We start from the raw sequence: 259 nt of genomic DNA, 5'->3' as shown, positions 1-259 counted from the left end.
GGCCTCTGGCCTGTTCGACACCGCCCGCGAGGCGCTCGACCTCAAAGACGACATCCGCATTTGGACCGACCAGGGCGAGGAAGCGCGCCTGCGCTCGGCCGCCGTGGTGGTCAAGACCGGCTCGGTGAGCTCCCAGGAGCCGGTCACCGTCTCGACCCCGCGCGCCACCGTGAACGCCCACGCCCTCGACGGGGTCGAGAACGGCACGCGGAGCTCCGGCGTCGGGACCGTGCAGGTCGTGAGCGCGAACGCCGACCCG

General features: G+C 72.6%; 1 pseudogene. It reads left to right on the top strand.

Going from position 1 to position 259, the window contains the following annotated elements:
- A pseudogene (locus AC0IY0_RS28840) lies at positions 1-259 on the top strand (lipopolysaccharide-assembly, LptC-related protein); the annotation flags it as partial.

It is taken from the genome of Methylobacterium sp. AC315, assembly GCF_979253755.1.
This window is presented reverse-complemented; position numbering and strand designations above follow the sequence as displayed.